The sequence below is a fragment of the Mucilaginibacter sp. genome, from assembly GCF_039925265.1.
Taxonomy (GTDB): domain Bacteria; phylum Bacteroidota; class Bacteroidia; order Sphingobacteriales; family Sphingobacteriaceae; genus Mucilaginibacter.
The window spans coordinates 130,908-145,364 of record NZ_JBDSZG010000013.1; the positions used below are offsets into that span (position 1 = coordinate 130,908).

Genomic DNA, 14,457 nt, shown 5'->3' on the forward strand with positions numbered 1-14,457 from the left:
ATCCGCAACATTATTGTGCATGTGGAGGAGAAGGCGACGGGATAGCGGGGACAAAAAACATTTCTTATTAAATAGCAGTACAAAGCAGGGGAGGGCGAGAAGATCATTTTTTCCGTATGTTGTTTTCTACCGAAACTATTTTGTTTGTGGCAGCATTTATTTTCACGATGTGTAAAATAATGGGATCGAACGGTCGGTCGAGTTTAATAAATATAGTCATCAGGTTTTCCGTCGAATCCTTTTTTGTCATGGGATCGTTTATCAACTCGAAGGATACGCTTTGCGGGATCCCGCTTGCCTTGGAAAGAGAATCGGCCTTTCGCTCATCGTCTTTAAATTCCTTTAAGTTGATCAGCGCGGTAATAAAGCCGGGTTGACCTGACTGTGGGGATTTTGACGCCGGTTTCCGTTGACATAGAGCCGTTGCCGATAAACAGCCAAAGGCAAATATTAATAGAAATATCTTTCTCATCCCACAATCGTTATACAATCCTCCGCAATCAACGCCTCCCCGCGATACCTCCGAATCAACTGCGCTGTCGCGATCACATCTTTTTGGCAATAAGTGCAAATGCGGGGCAGGTCGTCTTCTACCCAGTAAACGTGGCCTACCTGGCTGCCGTCGATATCATCTTTAGAGGTTGGGATATTAAAGATAGCAGTGAGCAGGTTTAGCGAGGTATAGTTTTTATAGTCGCCGAATTTCCAGAGTTCCATGGTATCCAGATGGTTTATTTCCCAGGGCTTTTTGCCGGCTATCTGCAAATGCGGCGGGAATGGTACGCCATTAATAAGCATCCTGCGGCAGATGTACGGAAAATCGAACTCCTTGCCGTTATGCGCGCAAAGGATAATACTGGGCGGCTGGCTGCTCAGCATCTTGCTAAAATCCTGCAGCAGTTCTTTTTCCTCGTGCCCGGCAAAGGATTTTACACGCAACCCTGTCTTTTTCCCGTTCAGAAAGATCCCTACTGAGATACAAACGATCTTGCCAAACTCGGCCCAGATAGATGCTCGCCCGTAGAATGCTTCCGGCGTTTCGTCCTTACGCTGATATTGAGACTTTGCTGCCCAAAGTTCCTGCAAATGTTCGGGCACCTCGTCATGTGTGGCATATTGCGGCACGGTTTCTATATCCAAAACCATCAGGTTACCCAGGTCGTATTGTTCAAGCATCGGTTGTTTATTATTAATGAACACGAATTTCACGAATTAAGCGAAATTTCACTAAACATAGCTTTTTAATTAGTCTCCAAAGGCAAATTACTTATGCAAATTGTTCACCTGTCCTGCGGGAGGCGCAAAGTATTGCGTCTCTACATTAAAGGGAAATCGTGTTAAATCGCTCAATCCTTTAATCGTGTTTATTTATTTTTATCCAGTACTTCAAAATTTGTACTGATGGTGTTGCCCGAGGCATCCACCAGCGTTAGTTTATGTTTTCCGGCGGTTGGGTTTAGCGCCACCTGGTGAAAGGTGGTTGTTTCACCTACGTATTTATCATCGAGGTGCCAAAATATTTTGATGCCGGGTTGCCGGTGCGCCGCATTAAACACCACCCGCCCGCGCTTGCCGTCAGCTTCCAGCGGAACATATATTTTGGCGTTCTCCTTAGGGTAAATGAGTTCCATCGGGTTACCGTTATCAGCTTCGCCGCAGCCGGGTTTAAAGGAAGGCAGTAAATGGTACTGGTAGTTTTTGGTTTTGTAATAGTACTCCATAGATGGCGGCAGCACAAACCAGCTTTTGTTTACCATATTTTCCGGTAGTTCGCAATTACCCGTCACCTGGTAATGTTCATCCGGCGACAGGTGCACCAGTCGATGCCATGGACAGGCGGCAGCTTTTAACCCTATTTTCGGCACAAATTGCTCCGTGGTATTATTGCAATATTGCCCGGCGCGGTAACCACTTTCCTTACACACGCTTATTTTCTCCATTTCGCCCATTGGCATGGTAAACCAATCCCGTGCGGCGGGCAGCAGGCGGAAGATCTCGAACAGGGCAGGAGCGGCGGTATTGATACCCGTTAACCCCGGGCGGCCCTCGCCATCGGTATTGCCCACCCAAACGCCCACCACATATTTAGGCGTAATGCCAATGGCCCAGCCATCGCGGAAGCCAAAACTGGTTCCCGTTTTCCAGGCGATCCGCTGGGTAGAACTGAACTGCTGCCAAAGCATTTCCTCACCGGGGCGCATTACTTCTTCCATGGCCTGCAACGTGTAGTACAACGAGCCGGCATCAAGCAAGCCATTTTTCTCCAACGCCGGTTCTTCTTTCGGCCCTAATGTGTAAACGGGGTGATGGTAGTCGGCCGGGTTGTATTTACCGCGATACTTATCGTAATGATTAAGAACCCGCGCCATGCCTGCATAAATGCCGGTAAGTTCCCATAGGGTGTTTTCGCCGCCGCCTAAAATGAGCGAGAGGCCGTAATGGTCGGCGGGTTGTTTTAAGGTGGTAACGCCGGCCTTTTTCATCATATCATAAAACCGCTCGTACTTGTATTGTTGCAGCATTTTCACCGCAGGCACATTAAGCGAGCGCGATAAAGCGTTGGAAGCCGGTACTGCGCCATCATAACTCAGGTCGAAATTCTCGGGGTGATAGCCCGCTATCTGCGTGGGCACATCGGCAATCAAACTATTGGGCAGTATCAGTCCATCGTGCATCATTGATGCGTATAGCAGTGGTTTTAGCGTACTCCCGGGGCTGCGCGGCGCATTTACCACATCTACATCGCTTTCCATTTCGGGGTCTTCGCGGTGCGAGATATTGCCGGCGTAGGCGAGGGTTGCGCCGGTTTCTACATCAAGCACTACCGCGGCGATATTATTAATATCATTAGCTTTTAAAACCTGGTGATGCTGCTCTAAAATATCTGCCACCTGCTGTTGCAGGCTGTTTTTTATAGTAGTAGTTATCCGGGTTAGCCCTTGTTGTTTATTTTTATAATCCGCTTTAAAGCGTTGCAGCAGGTGAGGGGCAATCTGCGGTAGGGCGACGGGCTTTTCGGGCACGGGTTCAAACGCGGCCAGTTTGGCTGTGGTGCTATCGATGGTGCCTTGTTTATAGAGCCTGTTGAGCAGCAGGTTGCGTTTTTTAAGCAGGATAAGCCGGTTCTTACCCGGGTGCACCAGCGATGGTGAATTTGGCAAGACCGCCAGCGCTGCCATTTCACCCCAGGAGAGCTTATCCGGTCCGCGACCAAAATACCGCCACGAAGCTGCATCCAAACCAATAACATTGCTGCCGAATGGCGCGTTACTGGCATACATGGCCAATATCTCCTTTTTACTATAGCCCAGTTCCAGGCGCAGGGCCATAAATATTTCACCTATTTTGTTGAGGATAGTGCGTTTGTGCCGGGTAGAAAGGCGCATCACCTGCATAGTAAGTGTACTGCCGCCGCTGGTGACCCTGCCGGTGCGCATGTTTTGCCGGATGGCCCTTCCAAAAGCCAACGCGTCGAAGCCGGGGTGGTGTTCAAAGCGCTTATCCTCAAAGGCGATGATGCATTGTTTGAATTTTTCGGGTACGCTGTCGTTGTAGGGGAAGCGCCATTGGCCGTCGGCTGCTATAGATGCACCTAACAACTGGCCGGCATCGTCGTCTATTACAAAAGATGTCGGACTGCTAAAAAGCGTTCTGGGCAGGCAAAGTGTAAACCACAGACTTAAAGCCAATAAAATGGCTGTTATTATAATTACTTTTGGCTTTTTAAATTGATTTTTGAGGTGTTGTAAGCGTAGTTGCATTAAAAGCCCGGCGTTTTAAATCCAGCCTGAAAATAGGTAAAATATAAATAATTACCCCGCTTATCGTTTATAAATTGGCAAACATATTTAAGTTTAAGCAGTTCGATGTAAACCAAAGCGGCTGCGCCATGAAGGTAAATACCGACGGCGTTTTGCTTGGCGCTTTAGCCAATGCGCCCGAGCCCAAAAACATACTGGATATTGGCACGGGGACAGGTGTTATAGTCCTGATGTTGTCGCAGCGGTTTATAAAGGCCCATATCGACGCGGTTGAAATAGACGAGGTCGCTGCAAAAACAGCGGACGAAAACTTTAACGCGTCGAAATTCGCAGATCGGTTAACGCTGTTTGCAGCGGGGTTTGAGGAGTATTTTAACGCTAATACCGAAAAGCAATACGACCTTATTGTTTCAAACCCGCCCTTCTTTTTAAATTCGCTGGCATCGCCGGGGGCGAAAAAGAATTTAGCAAGGCATACAGATGAGGCTTTTTTTGAAAAGTTTATCCTATGTGTATCGAGGCATTTAACAGATGATGGCCTTTGCACCATGATATTGCCCTTGCCGACAGCTAATTTTGTGAAAGTTTTATTAGCCGAAGTTGGGTTGTACCTGCAGACGATCATCAGCATAAAGTCCTTCGCCGAATCTATCCCGCACAGGGAGATCATTACCTTTGGGCGATTGCAAGCTATGGTTGATGAAACTGACGTGGTTATTTACGATGAGCCTAAAGTGTATTCCGCAGGTTATCAACAAGCATTAAAGGAGTTTTTGACTATATTTTAATATAAATCCGAATTGAAAATCCGACATCAATATGACTCGCATTGGCCTGATATCCGACACCCACAGCTACCTCGACGACGCCGTTTTTAAGCATTTTGATACCTGCGACGAGATCTGGCACGTGGGCGATTTTGGCACGCTGGAACTTGCTGATCAGCTCGCCGCATTTAAACCGCTAAAGGGCGTTTATGGCAATATTGATGGTGCCGACATCCGGCAGGTGTACCCCGAACACATCCGTTTTAAATGCGAAGCGGTTGATGTATGGATGACGCATATTGGTGGCTACCCCGACAAATACAGCCCTGCAGTGAGGAAGGATATTTACCTAACCCCGCCCATGTTGTTCATCAGCGGGCATTCGCATATCCTCAAAGTTATTTATGATAAAAAGATCAGCTGCCTGCATTTAAACCCCGGTGCGGCAGGTAAACAAGGCTGGCAAAAGGTACGCACGCTAATGCGTTTCAGCATAACCGAAGATAAGGTACATGGACTGGATGTGATTGAGTTGGGGGCGAAGTAGCCTTTAGTCCATTGACCATAGTTGATAGTCCATCGTAAAAGATGTAAAATTCCGCTATGGTCTATTGTCCATGGACTATGACAAATTAATCAACCTAATTTTGCTGCCTCTGCTTCAAAAACAGAATCAATCAATAACTCTTTTTGTTTGCCTGCTGCCACGGCAAGTACATCGCAGCGTTCATTCTCGGGGTGCCCATTGTGCCCGCGTACCCACACAAATTTAATTTGGTGCATTTTGCTGATGGTGAGGTATCTCAGCCAAAGATCCTTGTTTTTTTTGCCCGCAAAGCCTTTTGCAACCCAACCCTGCAGCCAGCGCTTCTCTATAGAATCGATCACGTATTTACTGTCGGAATAAATGGTAACCTGCTGGTTGGGAGATTTGATAGCTTCCAGTCCGCTGATAACGGCCAGTAATTCCATGCGGTTGTTGGTGGTTTTACGAAAGCCAGCCGATAGCTCCTTGTAATGAGCACCCGACCGCAAAATAACCCCATAACCACCCGGCCCCGGGTTCCCGCTGGATGCACCGTCTGTATAAATCTCGATCATTGTGCAAATATAGTAAAGCCTATGAGGCTCTAAAGTGGTGTTTTAATTTGCCAGTTTAAGTGCGTTTTAATAAAGGACTTACCTTTGCGCAAAAATTCGTAAAACGTTGTTCTTGCCTAAACTTGCCGCGTCCCGGAAATCCGCAGCTTTCCATACAGACCCGTAAATAACCAATAAAGTTGGTTCCATTGGGCTCATTTAAAAATATCGCATCTACGCAATCTTCCCCCGTGAGTTGTAAGGAGTAGACTGCGCCGCCACTAATATTGTCCTTATGGAGATAATCGGCAGCCAACTCCAAGGCGGGCTCGTTATAAATTTCAAGGCAATCATTCATGTAGTCTTTCCAATCATCAGAAGATACGTATTCAACAAGATCATCCAGGCTGGCTATTTGTATAGGGTCGGCTTCATCCCATAGCAAATCGGGGGAAGACTCATAATCCCAGGCAAAATTACAGCCAGCTACAGCTTTGTAAAACATTTTTAATGACAAGGGCACTTTGCCAAATTCGGCAACTGCCGTGTCAAGTTGGGTAAGAAGTTTATCGGTACCCGGAAGAGGCGCTACTAATGGTTTATCGGAGTTTGAATTAAACTCTGTTTTAAAGCAGTAACCAATGGCCGCCAACTCCTGTTGAATCAGGTTGAGGTTATAAGCAACCCGTTCAAAAGTTTCGGTGAGCACCGCTATTACGTCGTCAAAATGTTCATTGCTGAAGGCTCCCTGTTTTAAGTTGTAGATATCGGCGTATACAGATTTCCCGTCTTCGCCGTTTAGGTATCGCTCAATAAGTGTCAGCATGGTTCAAAGTTAAAACTCTGACTATATTAATGAAAATATGTTAAGTAGGTTGCTTGCAACAAATTTAGCGAAACTACCATGAACTATGAACCATCATCTATCAACTAACCTTCTTTACCTTCAACCTCAGCGAATTCCCAATTACAATAACATCGCTAAATGCCATGGCCAGCGCACCTACCATCGGGTTCAGGAAACCTAAAGCTGCAACGGGGATAGCAATAATGTTGTAAGCGAATGCCCAAAAAAGGTTTTGTTTAATGGTGAGTAGGGTATGCCTGCTGATCTGCAAAAATTTCACTACCGATTGCAAATCAGTATTCAGCAAGATAACTTTGGCTGACTGGATGGCTATGTGGCTGGCATCGTTCATAGATACGCCTACATCGGCCTGGGTGAGGGCAGGGGCATCATTTATACCGTCGCCTATCATAACGGTTTTGCCTTTTTTACGGTAAATATCTACCACGCTTAGCTTTTCATCAGGAAGTTTTTCGGAGTGTACATCAATAATACCTAATGTTTTTGCCACCGAAGCGCAGCGGCTGGCCTTATCGCCACTCAGAAGGATAGGTTTTATCCCCATCTTTTTTAACTGGACAATCAAATTCGCAGCGTCCGGTTTAATGGTATCTTCAATGGCTATCTGTGCAATCAACACCTGGTTTTTGTATAATGCAAGGTTAAAATTGTCGTTGTCGCTCAGTTTTGCGGTGCCCAAAAAGTAGTTGTTGCCTTCCACATCTTCGGCGCGCATACCAAGGCCTTTTTCTTCTGCAACAGATCTCAGTATCACTTTTTGCTTCGGCAAACCGCTTAAACCGTTTACTAAGGATTTTGCTATCGGGTGGTTAGAGCGCTCTTCAATGGCAACAATAGCTCCACGCACGCTCTCCATGTTTTGTCCCTCGGCTACCTCAATATCTTTTATGCTGAATTTGCCCGTGGTAAGCGTTCCCGTTTTATCAAATATTACAAATTTGGTGTTAGCAACCGCTTCAATAGTGTCGCCCCCTTTTATCAGGATGCCGTTTTTTGCCGCGCGGCCAAGGCCAACCATTACGGCGGTAGGTGTTGCTAAACCCATAGCGCAAGGGCAGGAAATCACCAACACGGCAATGGCATGCATTACGCTCCCTTGCATGCCGACATTGGTAGCGAAGTAAGTTATAATAAAGGTTAGCAGAGCGATCACTAAAACAACGGGTACAAATATGGCCGCCACTTTATCGCCCAGTTTTTGTACGGGAGGTTTAGCTGCCTGCGCTCTTTTCATCAGATCGATTATCTGCGAGAGCGTACTATTGCTGCCCACCTTGGTGGCCATTATTTTGATGTTGCCTTCCAGCACTATCGTTCCGCCTATAACGGTATCGTACTTCTTTTTTTGCACCGGGATGCTTTCACCGGTTATCATCGCCTCGTTTATCGATGCATCACCTGATAGTATTTCCCCATCTACCGGTATCTGGTCGCCCTCATTCACCTGCAGCGTATCACCGGCTATTACATCTTTTGCATTGATTATTTCAATACCGTCTTTAGTAACCCTGCTGGCGTTCACCTGCTGAAATTTCATCAGATCTTTCACCGCAGAGGTGGTTTGGTTTACGCTGCGTTTCTCCAGTACATTACCCAAAAGTACCAGGGTAATGATGGTCGCGCAGGTTTCGTAAAACAAATAATGTCCGCCTAAATTTTGCACGGTACCAACCAGGCTATAAATAAATGCCGATGTAGAACCGATAAAAATGAGCACATCCATATTGGGCACCCCACCTTTAACAGAACTGTAGGCACTTTTGCCAAAATGGAAACATCCCACCAAAAACACCGGCAGGCACAGTATTAACTGCACAACAGGATTGTGCAAAAAGTGCCAGGGGAACAGCATGTGTAGCAAAAGCGGAGCGGTAAACAGCGCGCAGAAGATAAATTTGTTCTCTACCTTATCATAAAATGGGGTTTTATGAGTGGCAATATCGTCCACTACATGAAAACCTAAATTTTCTATATCCGTGATTATTCCCGGTAGGAGGGACTGGTCGGCAGTAGAAAATTTTACTTCTTCGGAAGCAAAGCTCACCAATACATTTTGCAGTCCTTTCTTTTCCAATAACTTATGGATGCTCATTGCGCAGTTATTGCAATGCATTCCCGTTACGTTCAATTCCACCAGTTGCTCCGCCATGATGTACAAATTTACCCTTTAAATAGAACTGTTCTAAATAAATAGGGTAAGGCGATTGTAATTTTAAAAAAGCTTTGCAAATTCCCGCCGAATTTCTATTTTTGCACTCCCAACAAAGACGGTAGATGTAGCTCAGTTGGTTAGAGCATCGGTTTGTGGTACCGAGGGTCGTGGGTTCGAGCCCCATCATTTACCCTTAAAGCCTCTCATGAAAATGAGAGGCTTTTTTGTTTGATAATTTTAAAGTAAATGGTGCAATTATAACCGATCATAGGCCAATATCATTCAATTTTTAATGGCGGTCCTACAATCTGCATTTCGTTGTCTGCGAAAAGCTTAGCCATTTCGTCATGATTTGGTTCATGATCTAACCCCGCCAAGGTAACAAAGAAATTTTCCATCTTGCCTGCGGGTTGAAAAGTAACCGTCATCTTACCTTTTTCTGAAACCTGAGTCCACGCATGTGGAACTTTCATCGGCAGGAAAATACTGTCACCCGTAGAAAGATGATATTTATCATCACCCACTCTAAAATAATATTCCCCTTCCAGTACATAAAACATCTCATCCTGCGCATAATGGATATGCAAAGGCGTCCCTTTGCCTTGCGAAAGACTTGTCTGTTCAAAAACTGCGATATTTCCATCAGTGTCTGTCCCGGATAATTTAACGTCCAGTATATTTGCATTAACACCTTTTAGTTTAATATGCCCATGCAGCCTGCCCTCTCCTTTATTGGTTTTAAAACCTTTTCTTATTTTCAAATTATTTTGCTTATCGAAAGATTTTCCAACCAATGGTATAGCTGCAAGTGTTAGCACGTTCGAAATAAAAATTTTCCTCTTCATTTTTAATACTGACTTAAAGACTGTAAAACGATTTGTAGTTTGAAAGCTATATAAAAGTAGATATTATATTAAACAATTGAAAATAAAATAGATATGCTGAACTCAAGACGTGTTATCGATTTGGCTTTTTCATGTTCAGGTTTCCCCAACAATTAAATTTTCTTTAAGAAACTTGCGTAGTTAAATAACTACATATATATTGTAGTCAAATAACTACATAATGAATTTAAGACGAGATGTATTCCAGGCCATTGCCGATCCTACGAGGAGAGCCATACTGCTGTTAGTTGCTTCCCAATCGATGACGGCAGGCGTAATAGCTTCCAACTTTGATACCGCAAGGCCTACAGTTTCAAAGCACCTGCAAATACTTACCGAATGCGAATTGCTGAAACAAGAGCAAAACGGCAGGGAGATATATTATCACATCAACGCGAAAAACATGAAAGAAGTAGCCGACTTTATAGAGCCATTCCGCCAGATGTGGGAAGACAGGTTCAACAAATTAGAAACCATTATGAAAACGTACCAAACCAAAAAAACAACCTGATATGGAATTAAAAACAAAGATCAGCGCCGAAGATGGCAAACACGATCTAATAATAACAAGGGAATTTGAGCTGCCTCTGGAGTTGCTTTTTAAAGCGCACGTAGAGCCGGAAATTGTGGAGCAATGGATGGGCACGAAAGTGCTGAAACTGGAAAATAAGAAACATGGCGGCTGGCAGTATGAAACAAGCGACGCTAAGGGAAACGTGGTGTTCCGTGCGGATGGGGTGTTCCATGAGTTTGTGCCGAACCAGAAGATCATACGCACATTTGAAATGGAGAATGCGCCTTTTGGCGTTCAGCTGGAGTTTTTGGAATTTGAAGAATTGACCGAAGGCACCAGCAAACTTACCATACACAGCGTATTTAAATCGGCCGCGCTGAGAGATCAGATGTTACGGCTGCCCTTTGCCCAGGGCCTCAATATGGCGCACAATCGCTTACAAGACATCGCAAACAAATTAAAATAAACACAACATGACAAAGCGAAATAAAATTATCTATTGGGTTTCCACGCTCTGGCTTGCATTAGGGATGCTGTCTACCGGCGTTGTACAGCTAATAAAAATGAAGGAAGAAGTAGCCATGATGGAGCATCTCGGTTACCCAGTCTATTTTTTAACCATCCTGGGTATTTGGAAAATTCTGGGGACAGTAACGGTGCTAATTCCTAAATTTACTTTATTGAAGGAATGGGCTTACGCGGGTTTCTTTTTCGCCATGTCGGGCGCGGTGTTTTCTCATTTAGCTATTGGAGATAGCGCTAAGGAGCTTTTTGGGCCGATGCTATTGTTGGTACTAACAATAGTATCCTGGTATTTCAGGCCTGCGGAAAGAAGAGTAGTAGCGGTAAATTAATTAATGATGAGCACATGAATAATGATAAAAAGCAATTGTCGGTAGAGCGATCTGAAGAACTGCTCGGCGTGTTGAAAACCCGTTTCGAGAAAAACATGGAACGGCACAAAGGCCTGGAATGGGCTAAAATAAAAGTTAAGCTGGAAGCCAATGCCGAGAAACTATGGACCCTCGATGAGATGGAAATAACCGGCGGTGAACCGGATGTAGTTGGTATGGACGAAACGACGGGCGAATACCTGTTTTATGATTGCGCTGCAGAAAGCCCCAAGGGTCGCAGAAGTGTTTGCTACGACCACGAGGCCCTGCAATCGAGAAAAGAATACAAACCCGAAAATAGTGCGGTAGGGATGGCCGCCGATATGGGTATCGAAATTTTAACAGAAGAACAATACCGCGAATTGCAGGCACTTGGCAAGTTCGACCTGAAAACATCCAGCTGGGTGCAAACGCCTGCCAATATCAGAAAGCTGGGCGGTGCCGTTTTCTGCGACAGGCGGTACGATACGATATTCTTTTATCACAACGGGGCGGAATCCTATTACGCCGCCAGGGGCTTTCGTGGCTTGTTAAGGGTTTGAGCTTGTACAAAATAAAATGCTATGACAGAGAACGGAATGAATCCTAAGGCTGATTTTTACTTCGACAAAGCCCAAAAGTGGCAGGAAGAGATCGTGAAACTAAGAGCGATCATCCTTGGTTGCGGGCTTACCGAAGAGTTGAAGTGGGGTTGTCCCTGCTACACCTTTCAGCAAAATAACATTGTATTGATACATGTATTTAAGGAATATTGCGCGGTATTATTTTTTAAAGGCGCCCTGTTAAATGATGCTGATGGTATCCTCGTTCAGCAAACAGAGAACGTACAGGCGGCGCGCCAGGTAAGGTTCAGCAACATTAGGAAAATAGTGGAGCTGGAATCAACGCTTAAGACCTATGTTTTTGAAGCTATTGAGGTGGAGAAAGCCGGTTTGAAAGTTGATCTGAAAAAGACAACGGAATTTAGTGTTCCCGAAGAATTTCAGACTAAATTAGATGAGACATCGGGCCTGAAAGCCGCTTTTGAGGCATTAACGCCTGGGCGGCAAAGGGGATACCTGCTTCACTTTTCTCAACCAAAACAAGCCAAAACACGGGGGGCGAGGGTAGAAAAATATATCCCGCAGATACTCAACGGCAAGGGAATAGACGATTAGAAATTAAACAATTCACTATAAAGCAAGCGAAGGCTTCCAGTAAACTGTAGAACAACTGAAGGCGTATCTTGCGCAACAGGGTAAAATAAATTCAGTATAAACGTTATCCATTCGCATTTTGCGAATACAGCACAAAAACGACTATAATTAATGCAATTGCAAACAGTATCGCCAATGTGATCTTCATGGCGCTTAGCGGGCGCCCGCCAATTACCTCGCCTGTACTGGCATTTACCGTAAACTGGTATACTTTGTTATTATAGTTATAGGCGCTAACCCAAACCGGCAGCATAATGTATTTAATGGCTTTGTTGCGATAATCGGTGTCGGTATTATCGATGCGTTGCTCATCGCCACCAATATCGCTCCTGATGGAAGAATTGATTTCCTGCACGGTTTGTTCCTTTGCTTTAAGTAACCCATTTTCTGGGTCGAGCTGGTAGGTTTCTGAGCGGAACCCGCTCATATAACGTTCATCAAAACCGGCGAGCATATCCAGTTTCCATGGCGTAAGTTTATCAAGCGTTTTTTCGGGCAGCGATGTACTGGCCGGTACCAAAAGGTCGCGAAATTTGCAATCAACCGTGCCCGAGGCATACGACCAATTGGTGTGCCGTACCTGCCGGGTCCGCGTTTGGGTTTTGCCATCAACTGTTTCGGTATAGGTTTCGGTGGTGTAGTAGTAGTCGCCACGTTCGCCGGTGTAGTCGGTTGTCGTATCGGTATCGTAAGCCCAGTAAGGCAGGTAAACACCATTTAACGCCGATGACGTGCCACCCGCTTTTTGCGCAAGATCGTTCGGCGCCCACCAAAGGCCCTTGAGCCATTTCTGAAAAAAATCGGCGCCTTGTTTTTGGGTTACCTCAAACGGTAAAATATAATGTGGAGGCAGATAAGTTTTGCCGGCCTGCAAGTTTAACACCAAAGGCGCGGTACAAAACGGGCAATTATCAGAGGTAACAGAAGCATCCAACACCGTTTGCGAACCGCAGTTTTTGCAGTCGACCACCTTTACATTATCGGTAGCTTTTTTTACATCAATATTCGCTATAAAATCCTCATAATCTACAGGTTCTATAGATGCTTCGGTATTGGCTATCACGTTGCTCTCCCCGCAATAACTGCATTGCAACGTACGGGTGCCGGGCACAAAGCGCAGCAAAGCGCCACAGCCCGCGCATTTTAACGAATTGCTGATGCTATCCGCCGGTTTTAAAAGTTCGCTCATGTACGATTTAAGTTCAGGTGTGATCAGGCTAATGGAGGAGGTTCGTTATTAAAAAGATCGTCAAGTTCTGCAACGGTGCCTGCTGCAACCCAGGCGGCCATACCTTTTTTCCAAACCATAGTTTCTTTATTGATCGCTTTAGCCGCGATCATTTTATCAATGTCGGCCAGGCTATGCGGTCCGTCAGATTTACCATCTACAGCGATATGATACTGTGTAGTCGGGAAGGGCGGCGGCGCATCGGCACCACTTGGGTTGGCTCCATCAAAATTATTTTGTTTAAATACGTTGCCAACCTGGTTCATCATAGCGGCACCTACACCCAAACCCATGCCCGCAGCGCCAAGGTTGCCGCCTATGCTGTTCTCCGCGGATTTTTCCATGGCGTTTGCAGCCTGGAACTGAGCATACGCGCCCAGGTTACCAATGATGCCCATCTGGCTGCGTTTATCAAGCGCGGCCTCAACTTCTGCCGGCAGCGAGATATTCTCTACCAATAGCTTGGATAGGGTAAGCCCTATTTCGGCAAAATCGGGTTGTATCGTGTCAGATATCAGCAGGCCCATTTCGTTGTAATTCGCGGCAAGGTCCAGTATCGGTATTTTAGATTGTGCCACGGCATCCATCCCGCGCGCAACAATGGTATTGCGCAATTGCTCCTCAATATACGCTACATTAAAATCGGGGTTCGTTGCCGAAATTTGGTTCAGGAACACTTTTGGGTCCTGTACTTTAAAATTAAAAGAACCGAACGCGCGTAGCCTTACTGGGCCAAACTCGGCATCGCGTATCATCACCGGGTTTTTTGTTCCCCATTTTTGGTTAACAAACTGGCGGGTGCTCACAAAATAAACATCGGCCTTAAAAGGGCTGTTAAAGCCGTATTTCCAGCTGAGTAGGGTAGTAAGGATAGGCATGTTCTCGGTCTGTAACTCGTACATACCGGGCATAAAAACGTCGGCTATGCGGCCTTCATTCATGAAAATAGCTGCCTGCGATTCGCGTACAGTAAGCTTAGCGCCCATTTTTATGGCGTTGTCATTCCGCGGAAATTTCCACACTAAGGTATCCTGGGTAGTGTCTACCCATTCTATTATATCTATAAATTCGTTCAGCAGTTTACTAAAAAAGCCCATATGGTTTAAGGTTAGAT

At 45.5% G+C, this 14,457-nt stretch carries 16 protein-coding genes and 1 tRNA gene; 8 read left to right on the forward strand and 9 right to left on the reverse strand.

What is annotated here, in order from left to right:
• Positions 1–103: 103 nt before the first annotated feature.
• From ABIX36_RS05620 to pbpC, 3 genes are all read right to left on the reverse strand, one after another.
• Complete coding sequence (locus ABIX36_RS05620; protein WP_348081181.1) at positions 104–472, reverse strand: hypothetical protein; 369 nt, start codon at positions 470–472, stop codon at positions 104–106.
• The gene (locus ABIX36_RS05625) at positions 469–1,176 is read right to left on the reverse strand and encodes a 3'-5' exonuclease (RefSeq protein ID WP_348081182.1); all 708 of its coding nucleotides are present in this window, start codon (positions 1,174–1,176) and stop codon (positions 469–471) included. The genes ABIX36_RS05620 and ABIX36_RS05625 overlap by 4 nt, the downstream gene beginning before the upstream one ends.
• 188 nt (positions 1,177–1,364) lie before the next feature.
• Positions 1,365–3,761: a penicillin-binding protein 1C gene (gene pbpC / locus ABIX36_RS05630; protein ID WP_348081183.1), complete on the reverse strand. Its 2,397-nt coding sequence runs from the start codon at positions 3,759–3,761 to the stop codon at positions 1,365–1,367.
• 74 nt (positions 3,762–3,835) lie between these two features.
• On the opposite strand from pbpC, the gene ABIX36_RS05635 reads away from it, so the two are divergent.
• Positions 3,836–4,549 (forward strand): methyltransferase, encoded by a 714-nt coding sequence (locus tag ABIX36_RS05635; protein WP_348081184.1) that lies wholly within the window; start codon positions 3,836–3,838, stop codon positions 4,547–4,549.
• Between the two features lie 31 nt (positions 4,550–4,580).
• Entirely contained in the window at positions 4,581–5,075 is a 495-nt protein-coding gene (locus ABIX36_RS05640; protein WP_348081185.1) for a metallophosphoesterase family protein, read from the forward strand.
• An 89-nt stretch (positions 5,076–5,164) separates the two neighbouring features.
• On the opposite strand, the gene rnhA is transcribed toward ABIX36_RS05640, so the two are convergent.
• The 3 genes from rnhA to ABIX36_RS05655 all read right to left on the reverse strand — a co-directional run bounded on the left by rnhA (position 5,165) and on the right by ABIX36_RS05655 (position 8,625).
• Positions 5,165–5,629, reverse strand: a complete 465-nt coding sequence (gene rnhA / locus ABIX36_RS05645; protein ID WP_348081186.1) for a ribonuclease HI — start codon at positions 5,627–5,629, stop codon at positions 5,165–5,167.
• Between the two features lie 55 nt (positions 5,630–5,684).
• Positions 5,685–6,434, reverse strand: a complete 750-nt coding sequence (locus ABIX36_RS05650; RefSeq protein ID WP_348081187.1) for a hypothetical protein — start codon at positions 6,432–6,434, stop codon at positions 5,685–5,687.
• Positions 6,435–6,534: 100 nt separating this feature from the next.
• Complete coding sequence (locus ABIX36_RS05655) at positions 6,535–8,625, reverse strand: cation-translocating P-type ATPase (RefSeq protein ID WP_348081188.1); 2,091 nt, start codon at positions 8,623–8,625, stop codon at positions 6,535–6,537.
• Between the two features lie 121 nt (positions 8,626–8,746).
• On the opposite strand from ABIX36_RS05655, the gene ABIX36_RS05660 reads away from it, so the two are divergent.
• Positions 8,747–8,820, forward strand: a tRNA-His gene (locus tag ABIX36_RS05660).
• An 86-nt stretch (positions 8,821–8,906) separates the two neighbouring features.
• Here ABIX36_RS05660 and ABIX36_RS05665 read toward each other — a convergent pair.
• A complete protein-coding gene (locus ABIX36_RS05665; protein ID WP_348081189.1) occupies positions 8,907–9,473 on the reverse strand; it encodes a cupin domain-containing protein in 567 nt (188 codons plus the stop codon).
• Positions 9,474–9,693: 220 nt separating this feature from the next.
• Here ABIX36_RS05665 and ABIX36_RS05670 point away from each other — a divergent pair, with 220 nt between their 5' ends.
• Genes ABIX36_RS05670 through ABIX36_RS05690 form a run of 5 tightly spaced genes read left to right on the forward strand, consistent with a single transcriptional unit; the run spans position 9,694 to position 12,076 of the window.
• Complete coding sequence (locus tag ABIX36_RS05670) at positions 9,694–10,023, forward strand: metalloregulator ArsR/SmtB family transcription factor (protein ID WP_348081190.1); 330 nt, start codon at positions 9,694–9,696, stop codon at positions 10,021–10,023.
• Between the two features lies 1 nt (position 10,024).
• The gene (locus tag ABIX36_RS05675) at positions 10,025–10,492 is read left to right on the forward strand and encodes an SRPBCC domain-containing protein (protein ID WP_348081191.1); all 468 of its coding nucleotides are present in this window, start codon (positions 10,025–10,027) and stop codon (positions 10,490–10,492) included.
• A gap of 7 nt (positions 10,493–10,499) precedes the next feature.
• The gene (locus tag ABIX36_RS05680; protein ID WP_348081192.1) at positions 10,500–10,880 is read left to right on the forward strand and encodes a DoxX family protein; all 381 of its coding nucleotides are present in this window, start codon (positions 10,500–10,502) and stop codon (positions 10,878–10,880) included.
• Between the two features lie 14 nt (positions 10,881–10,894).
• On the forward strand, positions 10,895–11,461 hold the full coding sequence (locus ABIX36_RS05685; RefSeq protein ID WP_348081193.1) for a DUF4256 domain-containing protein: 567 nt from the start codon (positions 10,895–10,897) through the stop codon (positions 11,459–11,461).
• Between the two features lie 21 nt (positions 11,462–11,482).
• The gene (locus ABIX36_RS05690; RefSeq protein WP_348081194.1) at positions 11,483–12,076 is read left to right on the forward strand and encodes a YdeI/OmpD-associated family protein; all 594 of its coding nucleotides are present in this window, start codon (positions 11,483–11,485) and stop codon (positions 12,074–12,076) included.
• 103 nt (positions 12,077–12,179) lie between these two features.
• Here ABIX36_RS05690 and ABIX36_RS05695 read toward each other — a convergent pair whose 3' ends face one another.
• Both ABIX36_RS05695 and ABIX36_RS05700 read right to left on the reverse strand, forming a co-directional pair.
• The gene (locus ABIX36_RS05695; RefSeq protein WP_348081195.1) at positions 12,180–13,304 is read right to left on the reverse strand and encodes a hypothetical protein; all 1,125 of its coding nucleotides are present in this window, start codon (positions 13,302–13,304) and stop codon (positions 12,180–12,182) included.
• Between the two features lie 23 nt (positions 13,305–13,327).
• The gene (locus ABIX36_RS05700) at positions 13,328–14,440 is read right to left on the reverse strand and encodes an SPFH domain-containing protein (RefSeq protein WP_348081196.1); all 1,113 of its coding nucleotides are present in this window, start codon (positions 14,438–14,440) and stop codon (positions 13,328–13,330) included.
• Positions 14,441–14,457: the final 17 nt, after the last annotated feature.

What these genes read in the sequence shown, in the direction of transcription:
- ABIX36_RS05620 (WP_348081181.1), bottom strand. Translation starts at nt 472, where the DNA reads ATGAGAAAGATATTTCTATTAATATTTGCCTTTGGCTGTTTATCGGCA.
- ABIX36_RS05625 (WP_348081182.1), bottom strand. Translation starts at nt 1,176, where the DNA reads ATGCTTGAACAATACGACCTGGGTAACCTGATGGTTTTGGATATAGAA.
- pbpC (WP_348081183.1), bottom strand. Translation starts at nt 3,761, where the DNA reads ATGCAACTACGCTTACAACACCTCAAAAATCAATTTAAAAAGCCAAAA.
- ABIX36_RS05640 (WP_348081185.1), top strand. Translation starts at nt 4,581, where the DNA reads ATGACTCGCATTGGCCTGATATCCGACACCCACAGCTACCTCGACGAC.
- rnhA (WP_348081186.1), bottom strand. Translation starts at nt 5,629, where the DNA reads ATGATCGAGATTTATACAGACGGTGCATCCAGCGGGAACCCGGGGCCG.
- ABIX36_RS05650 (WP_348081187.1), bottom strand. Translation starts at nt 6,434, where the DNA reads ATGCTGACACTTATTGAGCGATACCTAAACGGCGAAGACGGGAAATCT.
- ABIX36_RS05655 (WP_348081188.1), bottom strand. Translation starts at nt 8,625, where the DNA reads ATGGCGGAGCAACTGGTGGAATTGAACGTAACGGGAATGCATTGCAAT.
- ABIX36_RS05665 (WP_348081189.1), bottom strand. Translation starts at nt 9,473, where the DNA reads ATGAAGAGGAAAATTTTTATTTCGAACGTGCTAACACTTGCAGCTATA.
- ABIX36_RS05670 (WP_348081190.1), top strand. Translation starts at nt 9,694, where the DNA reads ATGAATTTAAGACGAGATGTATTCCAGGCCATTGCCGATCCTACGAGG.
- ABIX36_RS05675 (WP_348081191.1), top strand. Translation starts at nt 10,025, where the DNA reads ATGGAATTAAAAACAAAGATCAGCGCCGAAGATGGCAAACACGATCTA.
- ABIX36_RS05680 (WP_348081192.1), top strand. Translation starts at nt 10,500, where the DNA reads ATGACAAAGCGAAATAAAATTATCTATTGGGTTTCCACGCTCTGGCTT.
- ABIX36_RS05685 (WP_348081193.1), top strand. Translation starts at nt 10,895, where the DNA reads ATGAATAATGATAAAAAGCAATTGTCGGTAGAGCGATCTGAAGAACTG.
- ABIX36_RS05690 (WP_348081194.1), top strand. Translation starts at nt 11,483, where the DNA reads ATGACAGAGAACGGAATGAATCCTAAGGCTGATTTTTACTTCGACAAA.
- ABIX36_RS05695 (WP_348081195.1), bottom strand. Translation starts at nt 13,304, where the DNA reads ATGAGCGAACTTTTAAAACCGGCGGATAGCATCAGCAATTCGTTAAAA.
- ABIX36_RS05700 (WP_348081196.1), bottom strand. Translation starts at nt 14,440, where the DNA reads ATGGGCTTTTTTAGTAAACTGCTGAACGAATTTATAGATATAATAGAA.